The organism is Pseudomonas sp. 3A(2025) (assembly GCF_054589175.1).
In genome coordinates this window covers 1-23,478 of the sequence record NZ_BAAILM010000095.1, presented here as the reverse complement: position 1 = coordinate 23,478, position 23,478 = coordinate 1, and the positions used below count along the sequence as shown (strand labels likewise).

26 protein-coding genes and 1 tRNA gene are annotated in these 23,478 nt (G+C 59.9%); 3 read left to right on the top strand and 24 right to left on the bottom strand.

Features of this window, described 5'->3' with window-relative positions; genetic code table 11:
- Window positions 1–88: 88 nt before the first annotated feature.
- The 18 genes from bamB to trmJ form a co-directional block, all read right to left on the bottom strand.
- Window positions 89–1,243, bottom strand: a complete 1,155-nt coding sequence (gene bamB / locus ACYP2A_RS23655; RefSeq protein ID WP_459748365.1) for an outer membrane protein assembly factor BamB — start codon at window positions 1,241–1,243, stop codon at window positions 89–91.
- A complete protein-coding gene (locus ACYP2A_RS23650; RefSeq protein ID WP_459748364.1) occupies window positions 1,236–1,877 on the bottom strand; it encodes a tetratricopeptide repeat protein in 642 nt (213 codons plus the stop codon). The genes bamB and ACYP2A_RS23650 overlap by 8 nt, the downstream gene beginning before the upstream one ends.
- Before the next feature lie 42 nt (window positions 1,878–1,919).
- Entirely contained in the window at window positions 1,920–3,209 is a 1,290-nt protein-coding gene (hisS, locus tag ACYP2A_RS23645) for a histidine--tRNA ligase (protein ID WP_459748363.1), read from the bottom strand.
- A 22-nt stretch (window positions 3,210–3,231) separates the two neighbouring features.
- Entirely contained in the window at window positions 3,232–4,341 is a 1,110-nt protein-coding gene (gene ispG / locus ACYP2A_RS23640) for a flavodoxin-dependent (E)-4-hydroxy-3-methylbut-2-enyl-diphosphate synthase (RefSeq protein WP_459748362.1), read from the bottom strand.
- 3 nt (window positions 4,342–4,344) lie between these two features.
- Entirely contained in the window at window positions 4,345–5,313 is a 969-nt protein-coding gene (locus ACYP2A_RS23635; protein ID WP_459748361.1) for a RodZ domain-containing protein, read from the bottom strand.
- Complete coding sequence (gene pilW / locus ACYP2A_RS23630) at window positions 5,313–6,071, bottom strand: type IV pilus biogenesis/stability protein PilW (RefSeq protein ID WP_459748360.1); 759 nt, start codon at window positions 6,069–6,071, stop codon at window positions 5,313–5,315. The genes ACYP2A_RS23635 and pilW overlap by 1 nt, the downstream gene beginning before the upstream one ends.
- A gap of 31 nt (window positions 6,072–6,102) precedes the next feature.
- A complete protein-coding gene (rlmN, locus tag ACYP2A_RS23625; protein WP_459748359.1) occupies window positions 6,103–7,245 on the bottom strand; it encodes a dual-specificity RNA methyltransferase RlmN in 1,143 nt (380 codons plus the stop codon).
- Window positions 7,246–7,274: 29 nt separating this feature from the next.
- Window positions 7,275–7,700, bottom strand: a complete 426-nt coding sequence (gene ndk, locus ACYP2A_RS23620) for a nucleoside-diphosphate kinase (protein WP_459748358.1) — start codon at window positions 7,698–7,700, stop codon at window positions 7,275–7,277.
- 106 nt (window positions 7,701–7,806) lie between these two features.
- Window positions 7,807–8,007, bottom strand: a complete 201-nt coding sequence (gene iscX, locus ACYP2A_RS23615; protein ID WP_459748357.1) for a Fe-S cluster assembly protein IscX — start codon at window positions 8,005–8,007, stop codon at window positions 7,807–7,809.
- Between the two features lie 17 nt (window positions 8,008–8,024).
- Window positions 8,025–8,366, bottom strand: coding sequence for an ISC system 2Fe-2S type ferredoxin (gene fdx / locus ACYP2A_RS23610; protein WP_459748356.1), 342 nt, complete (start codon window positions 8,364–8,366; stop codon window positions 8,025–8,027).
- A 3-nt stretch (window positions 8,367–8,369) separates the two neighbouring features.
- Window positions 8,370–10,232, bottom strand: coding sequence for a Fe-S protein assembly chaperone HscA (gene hscA, locus ACYP2A_RS23605; RefSeq protein WP_459748355.1), 1,863 nt, complete (start codon window positions 10,230–10,232; stop codon window positions 8,370–8,372).
- A gap of 44 nt (window positions 10,233–10,276) precedes the next feature.
- On the bottom strand, window positions 10,277–10,798 hold the full coding sequence (gene hscB / locus ACYP2A_RS23600) for a co-chaperone HscB (protein ID WP_459748354.1): 522 nt from the start codon (window positions 10,796–10,798) through the stop codon (window positions 10,277–10,279).
- An 11-nt stretch (window positions 10,799–10,809) separates the two neighbouring features.
- A complete protein-coding gene (gene iscA / locus ACYP2A_RS23595) occupies window positions 10,810–11,133 on the bottom strand; it encodes an iron-sulfur cluster assembly protein IscA (RefSeq protein ID WP_459748353.1) in 324 nt (107 codons plus the stop codon).
- Between the two features lie 45 nt (window positions 11,134–11,178).
- Window positions 11,179–11,565, bottom strand: coding sequence for a Fe-S cluster assembly scaffold IscU (gene iscU / locus ACYP2A_RS23590; protein WP_108095972.1), 387 nt, complete (start codon window positions 11,563–11,565; stop codon window positions 11,179–11,181).
- An 86-nt stretch (window positions 11,566–11,651) separates the two neighbouring features.
- Window positions 11,652–12,866 (bottom strand): IscS subfamily cysteine desulfurase, encoded by a 1,215-nt coding sequence (locus ACYP2A_RS23585; protein WP_459748352.1) that lies wholly within the window; start codon window positions 12,864–12,866, stop codon window positions 11,652–11,654.
- Between the two features lie 44 nt (window positions 12,867–12,910).
- Complete coding sequence (gene iscR, locus ACYP2A_RS23580; protein WP_459748351.1) at window positions 12,911–13,408, bottom strand: Fe-S cluster assembly transcriptional regulator IscR; 498 nt, start codon at window positions 13,406–13,408, stop codon at window positions 12,911–12,913.
- A 142-nt stretch (window positions 13,409–13,550) separates the two neighbouring features.
- Window positions 13,551–14,327, bottom strand: coding sequence for a serine O-acetyltransferase (cysE, locus tag ACYP2A_RS23575; RefSeq protein WP_459748350.1), 777 nt, complete (start codon window positions 14,325–14,327; stop codon window positions 13,551–13,553).
- Window positions 14,327–15,091, bottom strand: a complete 765-nt coding sequence (gene trmJ / locus ACYP2A_RS23570) for a tRNA (cytosine(32)/uridine(32)-2'-O)-methyltransferase TrmJ (RefSeq protein ID WP_459748349.1) — start codon at window positions 15,089–15,091, stop codon at window positions 14,327–14,329. Before trmJ ends, cysE begins: the two co-directional genes overlap by 1 nt.
- Before the next feature lie 216 nt (window positions 15,092–15,307).
- Between trmJ and suhB the strand changes: the two genes are divergently transcribed.
- Window positions 15,308–16,123: a type III secretion system regulator SuhB gene (gene suhB, locus ACYP2A_RS23565; RefSeq protein WP_459748348.1), complete on the top strand. Its 816-nt coding sequence runs from the start codon at window positions 15,308–15,310 to the stop codon at window positions 16,121–16,123.
- 69 nt (window positions 16,124–16,192) lie between these two features.
- Here the strand turns inward: suhB and ACYP2A_RS23560 are convergent, their stop codons facing one another.
- From ACYP2A_RS23560 to queA, 6 genes are all read right to left on the bottom strand, one after another.
- Entirely contained in the window at window positions 16,193–16,729 is a 537-nt protein-coding gene (locus ACYP2A_RS23560) for a glycine zipper 2TM domain-containing protein (RefSeq protein WP_459748347.1), read from the bottom strand.
- A gap of 109 nt (window positions 16,730–16,838) precedes the next feature.
- On the bottom strand, window positions 16,839–17,753 hold the full coding sequence (gene secF / locus ACYP2A_RS23555) for a protein translocase subunit SecF (protein ID WP_459748346.1): 915 nt from the start codon (window positions 17,751–17,753) through the stop codon (window positions 16,839–16,841).
- A 9-nt stretch (window positions 17,754–17,762) separates the two neighbouring features.
- On the bottom strand, window positions 17,763–19,631 hold the full coding sequence (gene secD / locus ACYP2A_RS23550) for a protein translocase subunit SecD (RefSeq protein ID WP_459748345.1): 1,869 nt from the start codon (window positions 19,629–19,631) through the stop codon (window positions 17,763–17,765).
- A gap of 60 nt (window positions 19,632–19,691) precedes the next feature.
- Window positions 19,692–20,030 (bottom strand): preprotein translocase subunit YajC, encoded by a 339-nt coding sequence (yajC, locus tag ACYP2A_RS23545; protein ID WP_459748344.1) that lies wholly within the window; start codon window positions 20,028–20,030, stop codon window positions 19,692–19,694.
- A gap of 53 nt (window positions 20,031–20,083) precedes the next feature.
- Window positions 20,084–21,199, bottom strand: coding sequence for a tRNA guanosine(34) transglycosylase Tgt (tgt, locus tag ACYP2A_RS23540; RefSeq protein ID WP_459748746.1), 1,116 nt, complete (start codon window positions 21,197–21,199; stop codon window positions 20,084–20,086).
- Between the two features lie 14 nt (window positions 21,200–21,213).
- Complete coding sequence (queA, locus tag ACYP2A_RS23535; RefSeq protein WP_459748343.1) at window positions 21,214–22,278, bottom strand: tRNA preQ1(34) S-adenosylmethionine ribosyltransferase-isomerase QueA; 1,065 nt, start codon at window positions 22,276–22,278, stop codon at window positions 21,214–21,216.
- 120 nt (window positions 22,279–22,398) lie between these two features.
- On the opposite strand from queA, the gene ACYP2A_RS23530 reads away from it, so the two are divergent.
- Together ACYP2A_RS23530 and ACYP2A_RS23525 are read left to right on the top strand one after the other, a co-directional pair.
- Window positions 22,399–22,483, top strand: a tRNA-Leu gene (locus tag ACYP2A_RS23530).
- A 261-nt stretch (window positions 22,484–22,744) separates the two neighbouring features.
- A complete protein-coding gene (locus ACYP2A_RS23525; protein WP_459748342.1) occupies window positions 22,745–23,437 on the top strand; it encodes a MerR family transcriptional regulator in 693 nt (230 codons plus the stop codon).
- Window positions 23,438–23,478: the final 41 nt, after the last annotated feature.

The window sequence follows — 23,478 nt, the reverse complement described above, 5'->3', positions numbered from 1 at the left end:
AGCGGCCAGAGTGCGAAACAGTCCCCGAGGGCACTGCTGCCTTGCACAAGCAAGGCAGGCCGGGGCGTTCAGCCCAGGCCTTGGACAATCATTGCTTGATGGTCAGGGCTTCGAGTTTGCCACTGTTGCCATACACGTAAATCATGTCGCCGACCACCAGCGGACGAGCCCGCAGGCCATCGCTGTCGATACGTTGACGGGCCACGAAACGACCGTCGACCTGGCTGAGCAAGTGTAGATAACCTTCGAAGTCACCTACAGCCACATAGCTGGAAAACACTTCAGGCGCGCTCAGTTGGCGACGAGCCAGCGACTCGTTGCTCCACAGTGCGGTAGACGAACGCTCGTCGACGCCTTCGACCGTGCCGGACGCCAGGCTGACGTAAACGCTGCCGAAACCCTGGGCCACACCGGCATAGCTCGACGCATCGCGCTGCCACAGTACGCGGCCGCTGTCCAGGTCGAGACCGGCAACGCGGCCCTGATAGCTGGCCACATACAGGGTGCCACCGGACAGCAGCAGGCCGCCGTCGATGTCGACCACACGCTCAAGCTCCGAACGGCCTTGCGGAACGGCAATACGCTGCTCCCAGACTGGCACGCCGTTGCTGATGTCCAGCGCCACGACCTTACCGGTCGACAGGCCGGCAATCGCCAGACGATTGGTGACGATCGGCGCACTGGTGCCACGCAACGTCAGCACGGCAGGCGTGCTTTCGTAGATCCAGCGCTGGGCACCGGTGTAGGCGTCCAGACCGATGATGCGGTCGTCCTGGGTCTGCACGACCACAACGTCACCGTTGTTGGCCGGCGGTGCCAGAACTTCGCTGCTGACACGGGCGCGCCATCTTTCTTCGCCAGTGCTCGAATCCAGGGCTACCACTTCACCGCGCACAGTGCCGACGGTCAACAAGCCGTAGCCTACACCGACCGCACCGGAAACCGGCAGGTCGAGGTCTTTTTCCCAGAGTTTGTCGCCCGTATGGCGGTCCAGGGCAACCACTTCACCGGTCACGTCGCCGGCATAGATACGATCACCGTCGATGGCCGGAACCAGCATGTTCCAGGTCTCGCCCTGGCCGTCGCCGACCGAGTGGCTCCAGACTTTTTGCAGGACCACTTCTTCTTTGAAGTCGGTCAGCTCGGCTGGCGGCAATTCTTTCTTGCTGTTGCTGCTGCAACCCACGGCCATCACGGCCAGAGCCAGCAATGCTGCATGTTTCCAACGAATCACGTCACGCATCCCCTTTGGCCAGATCGTCGAGCTTCATTTGCAGGCCACCCACCGCCGCGTCTGGCGACAGTGCATTCTTGGCCTTTTGATAAGCAGCATGTGCCTCATCGGTACGACCCAGCTGCACCAGCAGATCGCCCTTGAGTTCTTCACGGCTGGCCAGGAATGCCTTGTCGGCATCGCCGTTGAGCAGCTTGAGCGCATCTTCGGCCTTGTTCTGCGCCGCCAGTACACGGGCCAGACGCTGACGCGCCAGTTCACCCAGTGTCGGGTTGGATGGCTTGTCGGCAACCGGCTTCAATTCGGCAACGGCATCATCGAGCTTGCCGGTATCGACCGCCACCTTGGCGACGAACAGGCTGGCGTATTGCGCGTAAGCGGTGCCGCCGTATTCCTTCTTGAGCTTGCCGGCCACGTCGGCAACACGGGCAGGATCGGCTTCACCGGTAGGGGTCAGGGCCGTTTCCAGCAATTGCTGGTAAAGCACCGAAGCATTGGATGCCTGGGTGCTTTGATATTTCTTCCAGTACTGCCAGCCGAAGACGACTACCAGCGCCAGCAAACCACCCGTTACCAAGGGCTTGCCGTTGCGCTGCCACCAGTCTTTCATTGCTGCCAGATCATCATCTTCGCTACTCGACACCCCAATACTCCTGATTCGTCGCTAAATCGTCTGTTTGACCGCTCAAGCCTGCGCGAGGCAAGCCGCCAGGTGCTCGGGCAGAGCGTCCCAGGCAATATTCTGTTGCTCGCCCTGCCCACGCAGCGGCTTGACGCCGATCTGCTGGCCGGCCAGCTCTTCTTCACCCAGGATCAGAGCATACAGCGCGCCGCTCTTGTCGGCTTTCTTGAACTGGCTCTTGAAGCTGCCGGCGCCGGCATTGACCTGCAAACGCAGGTTCGGCAACTGGTCGCGAACCCGCTCGGTCAGCGCCAGGGCTGCAAGCTCTGCCGCCTCGCCAAAGGCGCAGAGGTAAATATCGACCTGACGCGCGATGTCTTGCGGCACTTGCTCCAGGGTTTCAAGCAGCAACACCAGACGCTCGATGCCCATGGCGAAGCCGACGCCGGTCGTAGGCTTGCCACCCATCTGCTCGACCAGACCATCGTAACGACCGCCGGCACACACGGTGCCCTGGGCGCCGAGCTTGTCGGTGACCCATTCAAAAACGGTCTTGCTGTAGTAATCGAGCCCACGTACCAGCTTGGGGTTGATCACGTACGGAATGCCGGCCGCATCCAGACGCGCCTTGAGGCCGTCGAAGTGGATACGCGACTCGTCGTCGAGGTAGTCGGCCAGCTTCGGCGCGTCGACCAGCAGGGCCTGAGTGGCCTGATCCTTGGTGTCGAGAATACGCAGCGGGTTGCTTTTCAGCCGACGCTGGCTGTCTTCGTCCAGTTGCTCGTGACGCGCCGAGAGGTACTCGACCAGCGCATCGCGATAACGGGCACGGGCTTCGCTGGTGCCCAGGCTGTTGAGTTCGAGCTTGACCGCATCGCGGATGCCCAACTGGCCCCACAGACGCCAGGTCAGCACGATCAATTCTGCGTCGATGTCCGGGCCATCGAGATTGAAAACCTCTACGCCAATCTGGTGAAACTGGCGATAACGGCCTTTCTGCGGACGCTCATGGCGAAACATCGGGCCGATATACCAGAGTTTCTGCACCTGACCACCGCCGGTGATACCGTGCTCCAGCACCGCACGCACGCAGGCTGCTGTGCCTTCAGGGCGCAGGGTCAGGGAATCGCCGTTACGGTCGGCAAAGGTGTACATCTCTTTTTCGACGATATCGGTCACTTCGCCGATCGAGCGCTTGAACAGCTCGGTGAACTCGACGATCGGCATGCGGATCTGGCGATAACCGTAGTTATCCAGCAGACGCGAGACGGTGCCTTCAAAGTAACGCCACAGCGGGGTCTGCTCGGGCAAAATGTCGTTCATGCCACGAATGGCTTGCAGAGACTTACTCACAAAAAATCCTTAGCAATCTTGATTAGCCGCGCACGATGACCGAGGCGTCAGCTTGAGCTTTTTCGGCTGCTTTCTCGCGAATCAGGCGTTCGAGTTCGGAGACCAGATTCTCGTTGCCCAGTTTCTGCGCCGGCTTGCCGTCGATATAGATCAGGTTCGGGGAACCACCGGTCAGCCCGATATGGGCTTCCTTGGCTTCTCCAGGGCCGTTGACCACGCAACCGATCACCGCGACATCCAGCGGTACCAGCAGGTCCTCAAGGCGGTTTTCAAGCTCGTTCATGGTCTTGACCACATCGAAGTTCTGCCGCGAGCAGCTCGGGCAGGCAATGAAGTTGATACCACGCGAACGCAGGTGCAACGACTTGAGGATGTCGTAACCGACCTTGACCTCTTCGACCGGATCGGCCGCCAGCGAGATGCGGATAGTATCGCCAATCCCTTCGGCGAGCAGCATACCCAGCCCTACGGCAGATTTCACTGTGCCAGAACGCAGACCACCGGCTTCGGTGATGCCCAGGTGCAATGGCTGGGTAATCTGCCGGGCCAACTGCCGGTAGGCTTCGACGGCCATGAACACGTCAGAGGCCTTTACGCTGACCTTGAAGTCCTGAAAATTCAGGCGATCAAGGTGCTCGACATGACGCAGTGCCGACTCGACCAGCGCTTCAGGCGTAGGCTCGCCGTACTTTTTCTGCAGGTCTTTTTCCAGGGAACCGGCGTTGACGCCGATGCGGATCGGAATGCCACGATCACGCGCGGCATCGACCACGGCCTTGACCCGGTCTTCGCGACCGATATTGCCGGGGTTGATGCGCAGGCAGTCGACGCCCAGTTCCGCTACGCGCAGCGCAATGCGGTAATCGAAGTGAATGTCGGCGACCAACGGTACCTTGACCAGTTGCTTGATGCGGCCGAAAGCCTCGGCGGCGTCCATGTCGGGTACCGAGACCCGTACGATGTCCACACCGGCAGCTTCCAGACGGTTGATCTGGGCCACAGTGGCAGCCACATCGTTGGTGTCGCTGTTGGTCATGCTCTGTACGGCAATCGGGGCATCGCCACCGACCGGCACAGATCCAACCCAGATCTTGCGCGACTCTCGACGTTTGATGGGGGAATGGCCGTGCATGACTTATTGCCCTAGTTTCAGGCGAGCGGTTTCGCCGGAGGTAAATGGAGCCACGTCTACAGGCTGTCCGTTGTAGCTGACTTCGGCACCACGGGCATAGCCCAGACGCAGAGAAAGTGGTGGCTTACCGGTTACGTCGAGGGTTTCACCCTTGCGTTTCAGGCCGCTGCTCAGGACCTTGCCGTTGGCATCGGTGACCTGGGCCCAGCAATCGGCGACGAATTTGACGCTGACCTGACCGGAGCCGGCGACGATCGGCGCAATCGTTTCGGAAGTGGCTGCAGGCACCGATGGCGCGACAGCGGCTGGCGCACTGGCGACTGGCGGCGTGGCCTGGACCGGCGCAGACGCCGGGCTGGCAGGTGCCGGACTGACGGGTGCAGTCTCGGCAGTCGACGTCGACGGGGTCAGTGGCAATGGCGAAGAATTGCCATTGCCAACCTGCGGCGCGGGCGTTTCTTGTGGCGGCTCGTCCAGCTGATGAATCTGAGTGGTGCCGTCGGCGCTCTCGACCTCGACATGCTCAAGGCTCAACCCGGCAATGTCCTTGCCGCGCAACGAGCCCTGGTCTTGCCACCAGAGAAAACCACCGCCGACCAGCACCAGCAACAAAATCAGGCTGACAATACGCAGAATGTTATGCGACAGCCGCACCGGCTCTTCGATACGCCCCAAGGCATGCACTTCGCTGCCCTTGGCATTGGAGCCGGTGTACTGGTCGAACTGGGCAACCAGCGCTGCCTGGTCCAGTTCGAGCAATTTGGCGTAGGCGCGGACATAGCCACGGGCAAAGGTGTGCCCCGGCAGCTTGTCGAACGCGCCGTTCTCGACATGGTTCAAGGAACTGGCGGTCAGGTTGAGCCTCAACGCCACATCAGACAGCGACCAGTTCTGGCTCTCACGGGCCTGGCGCAGGGTTTCCCCAGGATTCATACCATTGCCTGTTACAACTTCGGGATGCGCCGCTTTCATCATTGCTCCAACAGGTATTGCTGATATTCCGGCGAACCGGGATAGAGTCTTCTCAGCTGCAGGCCATAACTGGCTGCAGTGTTACGGTCTTCGTGAATTCTGGCCAGTCGTATACCGAGCAACAGGCTACGCGCATTCTGCTCGCTGAGCTGGCTGAAGCGCGCGTAGTAATCGAGCGCGGGTACATATTGCCTGTCTTCGTAAGACAACTCAGCCATTTCCAGCAACGCACGCGGCTGACGACGCTCCAGACGCAAGGCACGGGTGAAATATTCACGCGCCTTTTCGCGATCCCCCAGCTTCTGAGCAGTCATGCCCAGGCTCTCGAAGACCCGCGAGCGCTCAGGATACAGATTGTCGGCCGCCGCCTGTTCAAAACGTGCGAAAGCTTCCTTGTAACGTTTTTGATCGTACAGAAAGCTGCCGTAGTTATTGACGATGCGGGCATCTTCCTTACTGCCGGCAATTGCCTTGAGGTAGTACTGATCGGCAAGCTCCGGCTCCATTTCGGCCTGGAACACGATCGCCAGGGCAGCATTGGCATCCGGATCGTTACGGTTGAGTTCCAGCGCCTTTTTCAGTGGCACCTTGGCCCGCTCGGTCTGGCCCTGCTGAAAGTACCCCAGGCCCAGTTGCACATACGCCTGGAGGGCCTGGTCACGCCCCTTGCTGGTGGTCATCGGATCGACATCGCCCGATGTCACGCACCCCGCCATCAGGAAGGCAACACTCAACAGCAACAAGGCGCGCACAGACATAAGGTCCCTCTCGGTCAGGTTCGCATGCGTATCAGGAGGCCGCGCGCTGTCCCTGCCCGGCTTCGGCATTGACCTCGCGAACGGCGATGTAGCGTTCGCTACGGCGCGTGCGATCCATGACCTGACCGACCAGTTGCCCGCAGGCAGCATCGATGTCTTCACCACGGGTGGTGCGCACGGTCACGTTGTAGCCGGCCTGATGCAGCATGTCCTGGAAGCGCCGGATGGCATTGTTGCTGGGGCGCTCGTAGCCGGAATGCGGGAACGGGTTGAACGGGATGAGGTTGATCTTGCAAGGGGTGTCCTTGAGCAACTCGATCATCTCGGTCGCGTGCGCCGGCTGGTCGTTGACGTCCTTGAGCAAGGTGTACTCGACGGTCAGCACGCGCTTCTCGCCCAGCGTGGCCATGTAGCGGCGGCAGGACTCGAGCAGCACCTTGAGCGGGTACTTCTTGTTGATAGGCACCAGCTTGTTGCGCAGTTCGTCGTTGGGCGCGTGCAGGGACAGCGCCAGGGACACGTCGATGTGCTGAGCCAGCACGTCGATCATCGGCACCACACCGGAGGTCGACAGGGTCACACGGCGTTTGGAAATGCCATAGCCCAGGTCGTCCATCATCAAATGCATGGCGGCCACGACGTTATCGAAGTTCAGCAGCGGTTCACCCATGCCCATCATCACCACGTTGGTGATGGCACGGTCGACGGTGGCCGGAACGCTGCCAAAGGATTTGTTGGCAATCCACACCTGGCCGATCACTTCGGCGGCGGTGAGGTTGCTATTGAAGCCTTGCTTGCCGGTGGAGCAGAAACTGCAATCCAGGGCACAGCCTGCCTGGGACGAAACGCACAATGTGCCGCGTTTGCCCTGAGGAATGTAGACGGTCTCGACGCAGCTGCCGGACGCCACACGCACCACCCATTTACGGGTGCCGTCGGTGGAGATGTCCTCGCTGACAACTTCGGGGCCGCGAATCTCGGAGCAGGCCTTGAGCTTTTCGCGCAAGGCCTTGCCGACATTGGTCATGGCGTCGAAATCATCGACGCCAAAGTGGTGAATCCACTTCATGACCTGACCGGCACGGAAGCGTTTCTCCCCGATTGACTCGAAGAATTTTTCCATTTCCGGCTGAGTCAGACCCAGCAGGTTGGTTTTACCAGTCGTCACGATCATGAATTCACCTCTTGCTCGTCGGCCGTGGCTTAGCGAGCAGTTACTTCGGTAGCAGCGAAGAAGTAAGCAATTTCGCGAGCAGCAGCAGCTTCGGAGTCCGAACCGTGAACGGCGTTGGCGTCGATCGACTCGGCGAAGTCAGCACGGATGGTGCCGGCAGCAGCTTCTTTAGGGTTGGTAGCGCCCATCAGCTCACGGTTCAGAGCAATGGCGTTCTCGCCTTCCAGAACCTGAACGACAACTGGACCGGAAGTCATGAAGGCAACTAGGTCACCGAAGAAACCGCGCTCGCTGTGCTCGGCGTAGAAGCCTTCAGCTTCAGCCTTGGACAGTTGCTTGATTTTCGAAGCAACGATGCGCAGGCCAGCGTCTTCGAAGCGAGTGGTGATCTTGCCGATCACGTTCTTGGCAACGGCGTCAGGCTTGATGATCGAGAAAGTACGTTGAACAGCCATGGTGAAACTCCAGAAACAGAAATTAAATCGAAAAATTAAACCCGCGAATTATACGCGGGTTCTAGAGTATTGCCTAACTTGCTTGCGTTACAGAGGCTGTCCGGTGTCAGTCAGCCTCTTCAATCCACAACCCCTGGATCGCCTCAAGGACCTTTTCCCCGCCGCGATCAGGGATATCGTCGAATTCCGGCAGCGCCATCACCAGATTGCGCAGCTTGACGAAATTCACCGTCAGCGGATTGATATCCGGGTGTGCTTCAGCCAGCTGGATCGCGATTTCCTGCACATCAACCCATTTGAGACCCATGCCTATTCTCCTTGAGATCAGTGCGGCGCTTCGGCAGCGTGGTTGAGCGAATATTTCGGAATCTCGATGGTCAGGTCTTCGTTACCGACCTTGGCCTGGCACGACAACCGCGACTGCGCTTCCAGCCCCCAGGCCTTGTCGAGCATGTCTTCTTCGAGCTCATCGACCTCACCGGTCGAATTGAAGCCCTTGCGCACAATGCAGTGGCAGGTGGTGCAGGCACTCACGCCACCGCAGGCGCTTTCGATCTCGATGTGATGATCGTGGGCGAGATCCAGAATTGTCGTCCCGGGCGCCGCCTCGACGGTCATCCCGTCCGGACAATGCTCCTTATGGGGCAGAAAGGTCACCAACGGCATCAGTTATTCCTCAATCTCATTCAGGTTGCGTCCTGCCAGTGCGGCTTTTACCGTCGAATCCAGGCGCCTTGCAGCAAATGCATCGGTCACTTGCGACAGACGGCGGGTCTGTTGCTCGATGGCCAGGCCATCGGTGCCTTGCATCAGTTCACGTAATTCGTCCATTTGCAGGTTGATAACCAACCGCTCTTCTTCGTCGAGCAGGCGTTCGCCATCGACTTCCAGCGCGCCCTGCACCGCTTCCAGCAGGCGCTCGGCATCGACCTGTTGCTCGCGCAACACGCGAGCCACCTTGTCTTGCCCGGCATTCTGGAAGGAGTCCTTGAGCATCCGGGCAATTTCGCCGTCGGTCAGCCCGTAGGACGGCTTGACTTGAATGCTCGACTCGACGCCCGACGCCAGCTCACGGGCCGCTACGCTGAGCAGCCCGTCGGCATCGACCTGAAAGGTCACGCGAATCTTCGCCGCACCGGCGACCATCGGCGGAATGCCACGCAGCTCGAAGCGCGCCAGAGAACGGCAATCGCTGATCAGCTCGCGCTCGCCTTGCAGCACATGAATCATCATGGCTGTCTGGCCGTCTTTATAGGTGGTGAATTCCTGGCCACGCGCCACCGGAATGGTCGTGTTGCGGGCGATGACTTTCTCCATCAGCCCACCCATGGTTTCCAGCCCCAGCGACAGCGGGATCACGTCGAGCAGCAACAGTTCGCCGCCGTCGCGCTTGTTGCCGGCCAGAGTGTCGGCCTGAATCGCCGCACCGATGGCCACGACCTGGTCAGGGTCGATGTCGGTCAGCGGCTGGCGACCGAACAGCTCGGCCACCGCATCACGCACGCGCGGCACACGGGTCGAACCGCCGACCATGACCACGGCCTTGACGTCGTCGATTTCGATATCGGCGTCACGCACCGCACGCCGGCACGCCTTGAGGCTGCGTGCCAGCATCGGCTCGATCAGTTCATTGAAGGCTTCGCGGGTCAGCTCGGCACGCCAGTCGCCATGCACCACTTCGACAGACGCGGCGTCGGTCAACGCTTCTTTGGCGGCACAAGCGGTGTGCAGCAGGCTGCGCTGCGCGGCCGGCTCCAGATCGGAGGACAAGCCGGCACCACGGATGATCCACTGCGCAATCGCATGGTCGAAATCGTCGCCGCCCAGCGCAGTGTCGCCGCCAGTGGCCAGCACTTCGAAGACACCGCCAGTCAGGCGCAGGATCGAGATATCGAACGTACCGCCGCCCAGGTCATAAATGGCGACCACGCCCTCGGCGTTCTGGTCCAGGCCATAGGCTACGGCTGCCGCCGTCGGCTCGTTGAGCAGGCGCAATACGTTAAGGCCAGCCAGACGCGCTGCGTCTTTGGTGGCCTGGCGCTGGGCATCGTCGAAATAGGCCGGCACGGTGATCACCGCGCCAACCAGCTCGCCGCCCAGCGTCGCTTCAGCACGCAGGCGCAGCACCTTGAGGATGTCGGCCGACACCTGCACCGGGCTCTTGGCGCCCTGCACAGTGTCGATGAACGGCATGTGCGACTCGCCTTCGACGAAGCGGTACGGCAGTTGCTCGCCCAGTTGCTTGACGTCGGCGATGCCACGACCCATCAGGCGCTTGACCGACAGCACCGTATTGAACGGGTCAACCGAGGCCGCCGCCTTGGCAGCGTGCCCGACTTCGACGTGATCGGCATGGTAGCGCACGGCCGACGGCAGAATGATCTGCCCGCTTTCATCGGCCAACGGCTCGGAAAGGCCACTGCGCAATGCAGCAACCAGCGAATTGGTGGTGCCAAGGTCGATCCCGACAGCCAGACGGCGCTGGTGCGGTTGAGGACTCTGGCCGGGTTCGGCGATCTGCAGTAAGGCCATGCTTTTAGGAATAATCACAGGCGTACGGCCAGGGCCGCACGGGGTTAATCGTCGAGGCGCTCTTCGAGCTGGCGCACTTCTTGGGAAAGCTTGTCGAGGAACTGCATGCGCCGCATCAGGCGCTCGGCCTGTTCGCGTTGCGCTGCATCATCCCAACAAGCGGCAAAGCTGTCGTTGAGGGTCTCTTGAGCAACCTTGAGGCGACGCTTGAACACCGCGACGCCGGCCAGATCGGCCTCGTCCTGCAGGTCTTCGAGCTCTTCGCGCCACTGCATCTGCTGCAAGAGAAAGTCGGGGTCGTGCACCGTCACTTCAAGCGGCACCTCATCGCCCCGGATCGCCAGCAGGTAGCGCGCCCGACGCGGGGCACTCCTGAGGGTCTGATAGGCCTCATTGAGGTTGGCCGAACGCTCCAGCGCCTGGCGCTGCTCGGACTCGGGCGCATCGGCGAACCGATCCGGGTGCACGCTGCGCGCCAGTTCCCGGTAGCGGCTCGCCAACTGGTCGAGGTCCACGACAAAACCAGGCTTCAGCTCAAACAGCGCGAAATGACAAGGAGTACCCACGATCACCCGCCTCAGACGTTGAAGCTTTCGCCGCAGCCGCATTCACCGCGCGAATTGGGATTATTGAACTTGAAGCCTTCGTTCAAGCCTTCGCGGACGAAGTCCAGCTCGGTGCCATCGAGGTACACCAGGCTTTTCGGGTCAATGATGACCTTCACGCCATAGGCCTCGAACACCGTGTCTTCAGGGTCCGCCGCGTCGACGAACTCAAGCACATAGGCAAGGCCGGAACAGCCTGTGGTGCGAACACCCAGACGAATGCCATCACCTTTGCCGCGTCCGTCAAGGGAGCGACGCACGTGGTTGGCGGCGGCTTCGGTCATGCTGATTGACATCGGGAACTCCTTGGATTTCGCCAGCGTTGCTATAGAACGGTACGCTTACAACAAGCCTTTCTTTTGCTTGTAGTCGCGTACGGCTGCCTTGATGGCATCTTCGGCCAGTACCGAGCAGTGGATCTTGACTGGCGGCAAGGCCAGCTCTTCTGCCAGCTGGGTGTTCTTGATGGTTTCTGCTTCGTCCAGGGTCTTGCCCTTCATCCACTCGGTGGCGAGGGAGCTGGACGCAATGGCCGAACCGCAACCGTAGGTCTTGAACTTGGCGTCTTCGATAACGCCCTGATCGTTGACCTTGATCTGCAGGCGCATCACGTCACCACACGCCGGAGCGCCGACCATGCCGGTGCCGACATCAGGATCTTCAGCGTCCATCTTGCCGACGTTGCGTGGGTTTTCGTAGTGGTCGATGACCTTTTCGCTGTAAGCCATGATTCTGTTCCTCTCACATCAGGGGAGTCGCTCTGCAGGTCGCGCGACTTATAAAGCAGGCGACCTGTCCGGGGGGCGACTTTAAATTAGTGCGCCGCCCACTCGATCTTGGAGATGTCGACACCGTCTTTGAACATATCCCACAGCGGCGAAAGTGCTCGCAGCTTGGTGACCGCCTCGCGAACCTTCTGCGCGGCGTAATCGATTTCTTCTTCGGTGCTGAAACGGCCGAAGGTGAAGCGAATCGAGCTGTGTGCCAGTTCGTCGTTGCGGCCCAGGGCGCGCAATACATACGAAGGCTCAAGGGATGCCGAAGTACAGGCAGAACCGGACGATACCGCCAGATCCTTGAGCGCCATGATCAGCGACTCGCCTTCAACGTAGTTGAAGCTCAGGTTCAGGTTGTGCGGAACGCGGGCGGTCAGGCTGCCGTTGACGTACAGCTCTTCAAGGTCTTCGACCTGTTTGAAGAAGCGGTCGCTCAGGGCCTTGATGCGCTGGTTCTCGCTGGCCATTTCTTCTTTGGCGATGCGGAACGCTTCACCCATACCGACGATCTGGTGAGTCGCCAGGGTACCGGAACGCATGCCGCGCTCATGACCGCCGCCGTGCATGGTGGCTTCGAGGCGAACACGTGGCTTGCGGCTCACGTACAGGGCGCCGATGCCTTTGGGGCCGTAGGTCTTGTGCGCCGAAAACGACATCAGGTCGACTTTCAGGTTGGCCAGGTCGATCTCGACCTTGCCGGTAGACTGAGCGCCATCGACATGGAACAACACGCCGCGCGAACGGGTCAGTTCACCGATCGCTGCGATATCGTTGACGGTACCGATTTCGTTGTTGACGTGCATGATCGACACCAGAATGGTGTCTTCGCGCAAGGCCGCTTCGACCAGTTGCGGGGTGATCAGGCCGTCTTCTCCCGGATCGAGGTAGGTCACTTCGAAACCTTCACGCTCCAGCTGGCGCGTGGTATCGAGAACGGCCTTGTGCTCGATCTTGGAGGTGATGATGTGCTTGCCTTTGGTGTGGTAGAAGTGCGCCACACCTTTAATAGCCAGGTTGTCGGACTCGGTCGCACCGGAAGTCCAGACGATTTCGCGCGGATCGGCGTTGACCAGATCGGCGACCTGACGGCGAGCGTTCTCGACCGACTCTTCGGCTTTCCAGCCAAAAACGTGGGAGCGCGACGCAGGATTCCCGAAGTTGCCGTCAACCAGCAGGCAGTCCATCATCTTCTGGGCGACACGCGGATCGACCGGGGTCGTCGCGGAATAATCGAGGTAAATCGGCAACTTCATTGAATATCTCCTTTCAGGCAGGCGCACCGCTCATTCATCTGCGTTCATTCGACGGCGGACGTTTCAATCTTACCCAGTTGCGGCGACTTGCTCGTGTTCGAGCAACGACGCTGATCCTGGCGCTGAGCGACTTCTTGTACCTCACGGCGAGTGACAAGGTCCGCCAGGCTGATACCGCTAAGAAACTCGTGAATCTGCTGGCTGAGGTCACACCACAAATGGTGGGTCAGGCAGGTATCTCCGGCATGGCAATCGCCCAGCCCCTGACAACGGGTGGCATCGACCGATTCGTTGACGGCGTCGACGACCTGAGCGACCTGAATGCCGTTCATGTCACGCGACAGTTGATAACCGCCACCGGGACCACGCACGCTCGACACCAGATTGCCGCGACGCAGCTTGGCGAACAGTTGCTCAAGGTAAGACAGGGAAATGCCTTGGCGCTCGGAAATGTCGGCCAGTGACACAGGGCCATGCTGCGCATGCAAAGCCAGGTCAAGCATGGCTGTGACAGCGTATCGGCCTTTGGTAGTCAGTCGCATGGCATGTACCGCAGTGATTCAGAATGGAGCGAGTATGCTATTCCCGAGTATTTGAGTCAACTATAAAACCAAGTAAAACAGTCGGGATTAGCCTCAAAGAGCGCGCAGAAGCATAGCAAAAATGACGGCGTATTGACACTGGTCAAGCGCGCGCCTTCTCCGGCTGATCTTTCACGCACTCAAACACTTCATCCGGCAACGACGGCAGCGCGCAAGCCCGATAGTCGCTGTCCAGCTTGCTCAAGGCACCGCACATATCCTCAAGACGCACATCCACTGCCTGCAGATGGTCGAGCAACTGGCCGATGGCACGCGCAATCGGGTCAGGCATGTCCTGACCAACGCCATAGGCATCGAAGCCGAGCTTCTCGGCCATCGCCTTGCGCCGCGCCTCGACCTCACCATCGGACTTGACGATGATCCGCGCCGGAATACCCACCGCCGTCGCACCGGCTGGTACCGGCTTGGTGACCACGGCATTGGAGCCGATCTTGGCCCCTGCCCCGACGGTAAACGGCCCCAGCACCTTGGCGCCGCCGCCCACTACCACACCGTCTTCGAGCGTCGGGTGACGCTTGCCGGCATTCCAGCTGGTACCGCCCAGGGTCACGCCTTGATACAGCGTTACGTCATTACCGATCTCGGCGGTTTCGCCGATGACGATGCCCATGCCGTGATCGATAAAGAAACGCCGGCCAATCTTCGCCCCCGGATGAATCTCGATGCCGGTCATCCAGCGGCTGAAGTTCGACACCACGCGCGCCGACAGCTTCCAGTTATTACGCCAAAGAATGTGAGCGGCGCGGTGCATCCAGATCGCGTGCATCCCGGGGTAGCAGGTCAGCACTTCAAAGGCATTGCGCGCCGCCGGGTCTCGGTGGAAAACGCTCTGAATATCTTCTCGCAACCGCTCGAACATCACTGATCCTTCCGTTTGTAGGGTTCACCGCGTGCCACTTTCTGCGTTTCGGTCAGGATACCGCGCAGGATGCTCAGCTCCGGCCGCTCAATTTCACCCCGACCATAAAGACGGCGCAGACGCGCCATCAGGTGGCGCGGTTTTTCCGGGTCCAGAAAGCCGATGGCAACCAGCGTCTGCTCCAGATGAGCATAAAAGCCTTCCATTTCATCCATGGTCGCCAGCTCATGCTCACGCGCCACCGACGCCTTGGTCTCAAGCGGCGCTTGCTGACCGGCCAGCCATGCCATGCGCACTTCATAACTGAGCACTTGCACCGCAGCGGCCAGGTTCAGCGAGCTGAAATCGGGATTGGAGGCGATATGCACATGATAATGGCAGCGCTGCAGCTCGTCGTTGGTCAGGCCGGCATGCTCACGCCCGAACACCAGCGCAACCTCAAGGCCCTCGCCTGCCTGCTCGATGACTTTTTCGCCCGACTCGCGCGGGTCAAGCATTGGCCAGGGCAAGCTGCGATCGCGCGCACTGGTGCCCAGCACCAGACTGCAACCGACCAGCGCCTCTTCAAGGCTCGACACTACGTGCGCGCCACCCAGAATATCATCGGCGCCGGAGGCCCGTGCGTCAGCTTCAGGCGACGGAAACACCCGCGGCTCGACCAGTACCAAGCGCGTCAGGCCCATGTTTTTCATGGCGCGGGCGGCCCCACCGATATTTCCGGGATGGGTCGTACCGACCAGGACAATACGAATGTTGTGCAACACCGTGTGCGCTCACTGACTCAATCTTGGGGCGCAAATCTTACAGAAGCGGCCTGCTTAACGCCACGAAGCCTTGCGACACCTTGACGCGCAGGCGACGGACGCGCGACGACAGCAGTTCATCCGCCAGGCATTCAGAATGCCCACGCCACGCTGGAAATAATTTAATTCAGCCACTAGAATGCCCGGCTCTCTTTAACAACCCTAGGTGATTTATCCATGCAGCCCATGCTGAATATCGCGCTGCGCGCCGCACGCACCGCCAGCGAATTGATTTTCCGCTCCATCGAGCGCCTGGATACCATCAAGGTCGACGAAAAAGAAGCCAAAGACTACGTCAGCGAAATTGATCGCGCGGCTGAGCAAAGCATCATCGCAGCCCTGCGCAAGGCCTACCCGACTCACGGCATCCTCGGCGAAGAAAGCGGCCTGCACGCCGGCAGCGGCGAGGGCACCGATTACCTGTGGATCATCGACCCACTGGACGGCACCACCAACTTCGTCCGTGGCATCCCGCACTTTGCAGTGAGCATCGCCTGCAAATACCGTGGTCGCCTGGAACACGCCGTGGTCCTGGACCCGGTTCGCCAGGAAGAATTCACCGCCAGCCGTGGCCGTGGCGCCGCCCTCAATGGCCGTCGCCTGCGCGTCAGCTCGCGCAAGAGCCTCGAAGGCGCCCTGCTGGGTACCGGCTTCCCGTTCCGCGACAACCAGCTCGACCACCTGGAAAACTACCTGGGCATGTTCCGCAGCCTGATCGGCCAGACTGCCGGCATCCGTCGCGCCGGCTCCGCCAGCCTGGACCTGGCCTATGTCGCTGCCGGCCGCTTCGACGCCTTCTGGGAGTCGGGCCTGTCCGAGTGGGACATCGCTGCGGGCGCCCTGCTGATTCAAGAAGCCGGCGGCCTGGTGAGCGACTTCACCGGCGGTCACGACTTCCTTGAAAAAGGCCACATCGTGGCGGGCAACGCCAAATGCTTCAAAGCCGTGCTGACCTCCATCGCACCGCACCTGCCGCCTTCGATCAAGCGCTGATCTAAACACCGATCAAAATGCAGGCATAAAAAAACCGGCTCAAGTGGCCGGTTTTTTTATGCGCGAAACTTATTGCTGGCTGAGAATCAGCTGACCATTCTTGTCGACCGGAATCTGATTGCCCGGATCGCGGTCCATGCGCACCTGACCGACCTTCTCGCCGACCTTGTACTTGACGTTGTAACCCACGACCTTGTCGCTGATGTCGTTGACGGTGTTACAGCGCGTCTGGGTCGTCGTATAAGTGTCGCGGTTCTGCATGCCTTCCTGAACCTTGTTACCGGCATAACCGCCACCGACCGCACCGGCCACAGTGGCAATCTTCTTGCCGTTGCCGCCGCCGACCTGGTTACCCAGCAAGCCACCGGCCACAGCACCCAGCACACTGCCGACAATCTGGTGTTCGTCCTTGACCGGCGCCTTGCGCGTCACGGTCACGTCCTTGCACACCTCACGCGGCGTCTTGATTTGCTGCTTGACCGGCTCGACCGCCAGTACATCAGCATATTCCGGACCGCTGTTAACCAGACTGTAGGTGGCAAATGCGCCACCCGCAGTCACCGCAACGGCTCCCAACACGGCACCCACCAACAGAGACTTGTTCACGTGAACCTCCTGACCTTCCAAGCGCAATTTCTTGCGATTTACCCAGCCTTGGAGCAATAAAAAAGGCGCGAGTTCAACACTCGCGCCTTTTTTGGTCAGCTTCGATGCCTTATGGCAGATCGTCGACTTTGTCAGCCGTTACCGGCGGAATCAGGTCTTCACTGCTCAGATTCAGCCAGATCAGCACCACGTTGGCGATGTAGATCGACGAGTAGGTGCCCGCCAGAACGCCGACGAACAGCGCAATGGAGAAGCCCTCCAGGTTGTCACCCCCAAAGGCCCACAACGCGATGATGGCCAGCAGCGTCGACACCGAGGTGGCGATGGTGCGCAGCAAGGTCTGGGTGGTCGAGATGTTGATGTTCTCGATCAGCGTCGCCTTGCGCAGTACGCGGAAGTTCTCGCGCACCCGGTCAAAGACCACGATGGTGTCGTTGAGCGAGTAACCGATGATCGCCAGCACCGAGGCCAGCACGGTCAGGTCGAAGGTGATCTGGAAGAACGACAGGATACCCATCGTCACCACCACGTCGTGCACCAGGGAGACGATCGCGCCAACACCGAACTTCCACTGAAACCGGAAGGCCAGGTACAGCATGATGCCGCCCAATGCCAGCAACATGGCGATACCGCCCTGGTCGCGCAGCTCTTCACCCACTTGCGGGCCGACGAACTCGACACGCTTGACGGTCGCCGGGTTACCGGCATCGGCCTTGCGCAGTGCATCGGCAATGCGCGAGCCCAGTTGCGGGTCATCACCCGGCATGCGCACCAGCAGGTCGGTGGTGGCACCGAAGCTCTGCACCACCGCGTCGTGGTAACCGGCATTACCCAGTTCCTGACGCACTTTGCCAAGGTCGGCTGGCTGCTCGTAGGTCAGCTCGATGAGCGTACCGCCGGTGAAGTCCAGACCCAGATTGAGCCCTTTATGGAACCAGCTGAACAACGCCAGTACCGTAAGGAGCATGGTCAGGGCGAACGCACCGTTGCGCACGCCCATGAAATTGATCGTACCTAATTTCATGGCAGCTCCTTAAATCCACAGCTTCTTGAAGTCACGCCCGCCGTAGATCAGGTTGATCATTGCGCGAGTTACCATGATGGCCGTGAACATGGAGGTAAAGATCCCCAGCGACAGGGTAACGGCAAAGCCTTTGACCGGGCCGGTACCCATTGCATAGAGAATGCCGCCGACCAGCAAACTGGTCAGGTTGGCGTCGATGATCGCGGTATACGCGCGGTCGAAACCTTCGTTGATGGCGCGCTGCACGCTCATGCCATTGGCCAGCTCTTCGCGAATCCGCGAGAAGATCAGCACGTTGGCGTCCACCGCCATACCCATGGTCAACACGATACCGGCAATACCCGGCAGGGTCAGCGTGGCCCCCAGCAGCGACATCAGCGCCAGCAGTGCAACCATGTTGAAGGCCAGGGCGACGGTTGCGATCAGGCCGAAGAAGCGGTAGATGGCCATGATGAACAGCGACACGAACAGCATGCCCCACAACGAAGCGTCGATACCCTTGGTGATGTTGTCAGCACCCAGGCTCGGACCGATGGTGCGTTCTTCAGCGAAGTACATCGGTGCAGCCAGACCACCGGCACGCAGCAGCAGCGCCAGCTCGGAAGATTCACCCTGGCCGTTCAGACCGGTAATCCGGAACTGACTGCCCAGCGGCGACTGGATGGTCGCCAGGCTGATGATCTTCTTCTCTTCCTTGAAGGTCTGGATCGGCACTTCTTTCTCGACGCCGTCGACCATCTGTTTGGCGTAAGTCGTCACCGGACGCTGCTCGATGAAGATCACCGCCATGCTGCGGCCCACGTTGCTGCGGGTGGCGCGGCTCATCAGTTCGCCACCGTGACCATCAAGGTTGATGTTCACCTGTGGACGGCCATGTTCGTCGTAGCTGGCCTGGGCATCGGTGACCTGGTCACCGGTGATGATCAGACCGCGCTCCACAGCGGCAGCCGGACGACCACCTTCACGGAACTCGAACATTTCAGTGGTGGCCTTGGAGTCATCCGGGCCTGCACCCAGACGGAATTCCAGGTTGGCCGTCTTGCCGAGGATACGCTTGGCTTCGGCGGTGTCTTGCACGCCTGGCAGCTCGACCACGATGCGGTTGGCGCCCTGGCGCTGTACCAGCGGCTCGGCCACGCCCAGCTCGTTGACCCGGTTACGCACCGTGGTCAGGTTCTGCTTGATGGAGTATTCGCGAATTTCTGCCAGCTTGGCCGGGGTCAGCGCCAGACGCAGCGTGACAATGCCGTTGAGCTCGGACGGGGTGATTTCGAAATCTGTGAAGCTCTTGCGGATCAGCGCACGGGCCTGTTCACGCTCGGCATCATCAGTGAAGCCCAGTTGAATCACGTTGTTCTGCTGCGGCAGGCTGCGATAACGCACCTTCTCTTTGCGCAGCAAGGTCTTGACCTCGCCTTCGTAGACTTTCAGGCGAGCATCGATGGCCTTGTCCATGTCGACTTCGAGCAAAAAGTGCACGCCGCCCGACAGGTCCAGACCCAGTTTCATCGGGCTTGCGCCCAGGTTGCTCAGCCAGGCCGGTGTCGTACGGGCCAGGTTCAATGCCACGACATAGTCGTCGCCCAGCGCCTTGCGCACGATGTCTTTGGCCGGCAACTGGTCTTCCTGTTTGGTCAGACGCAGCAAACCGCCCTTGCCATTCTCAGCCAGAGAAGAACCTTTGACCGCAAGACCTGCATCGGTCAGCGCCTTGGCGGCACGGTCGACATCGGCCTGGTTGACTTGCAACGCCGTGCTCGCGCCGCTGATCTGGATAGCCGGATCGTCAGGGTAGAGATTGGGTGCGGAATAAATGAAACCGATCGCCAGCACTGCCAGAATCAGTATGTATTTCCACAGAGGGTATTTGTTCAGCATCACGCCGCCCGCTTAAAACGCGGGGCGCCTTGCGCGCCCCGTCGATGGTAGATATGAAACTCAGAGGGCTTTCAGAGTGCCCTTTGGCAGAGTGGCCACAATGGAGCCCTTCTGGATTTTCAGCTCAACGGTATCGGACACTTCAATCACAACAAAGTCGTCAGTCACTTTGTTGATTTTTCCGGCGATACCGCCAGCGGTTACAACTTCGTCGCCTTTCTGCAGGTTGCCCAGCAGGTTTTTCTGCTCTTTGGCGCGCTTGGCCTGTGGGCGCCAGATCATCAGATAGAAGATGACCAGAAAGCCCACCAGGAAGATCCACTCGAAACCGGAACCCGCAGGGCCCGCGGCAGCCGGGGCTGCAGCGTCCGCGAAGGCGGGGGAGATGAAAAAGCTCATTTAGCGCTCCATTTTCATAATTAGTATGTAAAGCAGGAAAAACTCGTTGTGTTTCAATCCAGCGGCGGCACAGGAAGGCCGCGCTTGGCGTAGAAGGCATCGACGAAGTCGGCCAATTTACCCTGTTGGATAGCCTCGCGCAAACCAGCCATCAGCCGCTGGTAATGCCGCAAGTTGTGGATTGTATTGAGCATGCTACCCAGCATTTCGCCGCACTTGTCCAGGTGATGCAGATAAGCGCGCGAGAAGTTCTGGCAGGTGTAGCAGTCACAGCTTGCATCCAGCGGCGAATCATCGTGGCGATGAAACGCATTACGGATCTTCAGTACACCGGTGTCGATGAACAGGTGACCGTTGCGGGCATTGCGGGTCGGCATCACGCAATCGAACATGTCAACGCCGCGGCGCACACCTTCGACCAGATCTTCGGGTTTGCCTACACCCATCAAGTAACGAGGTTTGTCTGCTGGCATCAGGCCAGGCAGATAATCGAGCACCTTGATCATTTCATCCTTGGGCTCGCCCACCGACAGGCCGCCAATCGCCAAGCCGTCGAAGTCCAGCTCGTTCAGGCCGTCCAGCGAGCGCTTGCGCAGATTCTCATGCATACCGCCCTGCACGATGCCGAACAGCGCCGCATCGCTCTCGCCATGGGCGATCTTCGAGCGCTTGGCCCAACGCAACGACAGCTCCATCGACACCCGCGCCACGTCTTCGCTGGCCGGGTACGGCGTGCATTCGTCGAAAATCATCACGATGTCGGAGCCCAGGTCACGCTGGACCTGCATCGACTCTTCCGGGCCCATGAACACCTTGGCGCCATCGACCGGAGAAGCGAAGGTCACGCCCTCCTCCTTGATCTTGCGCATCGCGCCCAGGCTGAACACCTGAAAACCGCCGGAATCGGTGAGGATCGGGCCTTTCCACTGCATGAAATCATGCAGGTCGCCGTGGGCCTTGATCACCTCGGTGCCCGGGCGCAGCCACAGGTGGAAGGTGTTGCCCAGAATGATCTGCGCCCCGATCGCCTCGATATCGCGCGGCAGCATGCCCTTGACCGTGCCATAGGTACCCACCGGCATGAACGCCGGGGTTTCCACCACGCCACGCGGGAACGTCAGCCGACCGCGACGGGCCTTGCCGTCGGTGGCCAGCAACTCGAAAGACATACGACAGGTGCGACTCATGGGTGATCCTCTGATGCCGATTCCCGGGGCCCCGTAGGCGCGGGATTGCGGGTGATGAACATCGCATCACCGTAACTGAAGAAGCGGTAACCCTGCTCGATGGCCGCCGCATAGGCCGCCATGGTCTCGGGGTAACCGGCAAACGCCGAAACCAGCATCAACAGCGTGGATTCGGGCAAATGAAAATTGGTCACCAGGGCATCGACCACATGAAAGGGTCGCCCAGGATAGATGAAGATATCGGTATCGCCGCTGAACGGTTTCAACACGCCATCACGCGCCGCGCTCTCCAGCGAGCGCACGCTGGTCGTGCCGACCGCCACCACTCGTCCGCCCCGAGCCCGGCACGCCGCCACGGCATCGACCACGTCCTGGCCGACTTCCAGCCACTCGCTGTGCATGTGGTGGTCTTCGATGCGCTCGACCCGCACCGGCTGAAAAGTGCCGGCGCCGACGTGCAGGGTCACGAACGCGGTCTCGACGCCCTTGGCAGCAATGGCCTCCAACAGCGGCTGATCGAAATGCAGCCCCGCCGTCGGCGCCGCCACGGCACCGGCGCGCTCGGCGTACACGGTCTGATAGCGCTCGCGGTCCGCGCCCTCGTCGGGCCGGTCTATATAAGGAGGCAGCGGCATGTGCCCGACCCGGTCGAGCAACGCCAGCACCGGTTCTGCAAACGCCAGCTCGAACAGCGTGTCGTGACGCGCAACCATGGTCGCCTCGCCACCGCCGTCGATCACAATCGCCGAACCCGGCTTGGGCGACTTGCTCGAACGCACATGCGCCAGCACCCGATGGCTGTCCAGCACGCGCTCGACCAGAATCTCCAGCTTGCCGCCAGAGGCCTTCTGGCCAAACAACCGCGCCGGGATCACCCGGGTATTGTTGAACACCATCAAGTCGCCAGGGCGCAGATGCTCCAGCAAATCGGTGAATTGACGATGCGCCAGGGCGCCGCTCGGGCCGTCCAGCGTCAACAGCCGGCTGCCACGCCGCTCGGCCAGAGGATGACGCGCGATCAGGGCATCGGGGAGATCGAAGGTAAAGTCAGCAACACGCATGATGGGAGTGGTCGTCCAGCAGGGGCGCGAAGTTTAGCCGGTTTGCCTCAATTAGTAAAAAAGCCTCAAAAATCAGGGTTGACCGACCGTCAGACCATCCCTATACTTCGCGGCCATTGAGCCCTGATGGCGGAATTGGTAGACGCGGCGGATTCAAAATCCGTTTTCGAAAGGAGTGGGAGTTCGAGTCTCCCTCGGGGCACCAAACAGTAAGACTGTTCGAGCCAGCTACTAGCTTGAATGAACAAAAAAACCGGCCATCTGAGCCGGTTTTTTTGTGGGTGCGACAAAAGAAAACGCCTACATAAACCATGCTCTTCTCGCACGTATTCTGTCCACTTCAGGTGACATTGCAGTCCGTGCACACCTAAAACAGAAGTGCTACCTTCATCCATCTGTGCACTTGGCCGCATCGAAGGGTATTTCTGCACAGATCCTGATTGCTCCCTGATACCAGGAGGGACATGTGAAAAACGCTCAACCACTCAGTCGCCTCATTGGCGTCGGACTTTATACAGCCGGCGAAGCTTCGCTCTACACAGGTATCTCCGCGTCAGATATCCGGCGCTGGATGTTCGGATATACGTCTCATGGCGTCGATCATCCTGGTCTCTGGACACCTGAACTGTCTTTTCTGGATGAGAACCTGCTTGGCTTCCACGACCTGCTCGAGATTCGATTTGTCCATGCGTTTCGGCAACACGGCGTGAGCCTGCAAGCCATTCGAAGCGCGTCCCGGCAAGCAACAGAACTATTCGATCAACGTTATCCATTTACCTGCAGGCGCTTTCAGACTGATGGCCGGGATATCTTTGCCACTGTTCTCGATGAAACTGGAGATGAAGCGCTTCTGGATCTGGTTAAAAGGCAGTATGCCTTCAAGCAGGTCATCAAGCCCTCTCTGTATGAAGGTATCGACTACACCCTAGAGGGCTCTGCACAGCGCTGGTACCCACTCAAGCGCAGTAAAGCCGTTGTACTGGACCCAGCAAGAAACTTCGGCAAACCAGTCCTTACTTCTGCCAGCATTGATACAGCGACCTTGTATCAGGCTTTTCAAGTGCGTATTCCGCGCACACTTGGACACCCATTCCACGAACACGTGGACACTGATTCCACGCTGACTTGGACACTCATTCCACGGCCACTTGGACACTGATTCCACGAGTACTTGGACAGTGAATCATCTCTGATCCACCC

Bases quoted from the DNA above. Each gene is read 5' to 3' on its own strand.
- tgt (WP_459748746.1), bottom strand. From the start codon at position 21,199: ATGTCTTTCGAGTTGCTGGCCACCGACGGCAAGGCCCGTCGCGGTCGG.
- secF (WP_459748346.1), bottom strand. From the start codon at position 17,753: ATGAAATTAGGTACGATCAATTTCATGGGCGTGCGCAACGGTGCGTTC.
- hscA (WP_459748355.1), bottom strand. From the start codon at position 10,232: ATGGCCTTACTGCAGATCGCCGAACCCGGCCAGAGTCCTCAACCGCAC.
- secD (WP_459748345.1), bottom strand. From the start codon at position 19,631: ATGCTGAACAAATACCCTCTGTGGAAATACATACTGATTCTGGCAGTG.
- iscX (WP_459748357.1), bottom strand. From the start codon at position 8,007: ATGGGTCTCAAATGGGTTGATGTGCAGGAAATCGCGATCCAGCTGGCT.
- iscU (WP_108095972.1), bottom strand. From the start codon at position 11,565: ATGGCTTACAGCGAAAAGGTCATCGACCACTACGAAAACCCACGCAAC.
- pilW (WP_459748360.1), bottom strand. From the start codon at position 6,071: ATGTCTGTGCGCGCCTTGTTGCTGTTGAGTGTTGCCTTCCTGATGGCG.
- bamB (WP_459748365.1), bottom strand. From the start codon at position 1,243: ATGCGTGACGTGATTCGTTGGAAACATGCAGCATTGCTGGCTCTGGCC.
- ACYP2A_RS23635 (WP_459748361.1), bottom strand. From the start codon at position 5,313: ATGAAAGCGGCGCATCCCGAAGTTGTAACAGGCAATGGTATGAATCCT.
- iscR (WP_459748351.1), bottom strand. From the start codon at position 13,408: ATGCGACTGACTACCAAAGGCCGATACGCTGTCACAGCCATGCTTGAC.
- queA (WP_459748343.1), bottom strand. From the start codon at position 22,278: ATGCGTGTTGCTGACTTTACCTTCGATCTCCCCGATGCCCTGATCGCG.
- fdx (WP_459748356.1), bottom strand. From the start codon at position 8,366: ATGCCGTTGGTGACCTTTCTGCCCCATAAGGAGCATTGTCCGGACGGG.
- ispG (WP_459748362.1), bottom strand. From the start codon at position 4,341: ATGCACGGCCATTCCCCCATCAAACGTCGAGAGTCGCGCAAGATCTGG.
- suhB (WP_459748348.1), top strand. From the start codon at position 15,308: ATGCAGCCCATGCTGAATATCGCGCTGCGCGCCGCACGCACCGCCAGC.
- cysE (WP_459748350.1), bottom strand. From the start codon at position 14,327: ATGTTCGAGCGGTTGCGAGAAGATATTCAGAGCGTTTTCCACCGAGAC.
- ndk (WP_459748358.1), bottom strand. From the start codon at position 7,700: ATGGCTGTTCAACGTACTTTCTCGATCATCAAGCCTGACGCCGTTGCC.
- ACYP2A_RS23585 (WP_459748352.1), bottom strand. From the start codon at position 12,866: ATGAAGTTGCCGATTTACCTCGATTATTCCGCGACGACCCCGGTCGAT.
- iscA (WP_459748353.1), bottom strand. From the start codon at position 11,133: ATGTCAATCAGCATGACCGAAGCCGCCGCCAACCACGTGCGTCGCTCC.
- yajC (WP_459748344.1), bottom strand. From the start codon at position 20,030: ATGAGCTTTTTCATCTCCCCCGCCTTCGCGGACGCTGCAGCCCCGGCT.
- rlmN (WP_459748359.1), bottom strand. From the start codon at position 7,245: ATGATCGTGACGACTGGTAAAACCAACCTGCTGGGTCTGACTCAGCCG.